Consider the following 881-nt stretch of genomic DNA (forward strand, 5'->3'; position numbering starts at 1 on the left):
TTGCGATTGAAGAAGTGTTCATGGCGCGTAATGCAGATTCAGCACTTAAGTTGGGTCAAGCAAGAGGTGTTGCTATTGCGGCTGCTAATGTTGCTGGCTTGCCAACTAGCGAATACGCTGCGCGCAAAGTGAAACAGGCTTTGGTAGGCAAGGGATCAGCAGATAAATCTCAAGTCGCGCATATGGTGGTCAATATGTTGGGTTTGAATGCTACGCCACAGGCAGATGCAGCGGATGCTTTGGCTGTTGCCCTGTGTCATGCACATATGCAGCAAAGCTTAATAAAAATGACCGGTGCGACGCGCAGTCGACGCGGTAGAGTAAGTTGATAAGGCTTGGCTGAAAGTCTGTTTTGATAATTTAGGAAGTATTTTGATTGGAAAAATAAAGGGTGTGCTTGAATCTAAAAATACCCATCAAGCACTCATTGACGTCAATGGCCTGTGTTACGAGTTAGATGTTCCGTTATCAACTGCATTCTCGCTGCCAGAGATTGGCGAGCAGGTAGTGTTGTATACGCATTTTGTTGTGCGTGAAGATGCTCAATTGCTTTATGGTTTTTCTTCTCTCTCGGACAGAGATGTCTTCCGAGTACTCATCAAGGTGAATGGTGTAGGGCCTAAATTAGGTGTCGCGATTCTGTCTGGTTTAAATGCCTCAGATTTGAAGCGCTGCGTTGAACTTGAAGATGTTAGCGCGCTGGTAAAGCTTCCGGGTATCGGCAAAAAAACAGCAGAGCGTTTGTTGATTGAGTTGAGAGATAAGCTAGGCGCTGTAGTAACCGAAAACGATGGCCTTGGAGAGATGGAACAAGCTGCCGTTGCTTTACCAGAAGAGTCAGTCGAGCAAGAGGCAGAGGCAGCATTAACCGCATTAGGTTA

Annotated in this window: 2 protein-coding genes; both read left to right on the forward strand. The window is 46.3% G+C overall.

Features of this window, described 5'->3' with window-relative positions; genetic code table 11:
* A partial coding sequence (gene ruvC / locus A3762_RS00915; protein WP_068753677.1) for a crossover junction endodeoxyribonuclease RuvC occupies positions 1 to 329 on the forward strand: 329 nt, incomplete at its 5' end.
* A 43-nt stretch (positions 330 to 372) separates the two neighbouring features.
* On the forward strand, positions 373 to 881 hold a 509-nt coding region (gene ruvA, locus A3762_RS00920), incomplete at its 3' end, for a Holliday junction branch migration protein RuvA (RefSeq protein ID WP_068753679.1).

The organism is Oleiphilus sp. HI0125 (assembly GCF_001635355.1).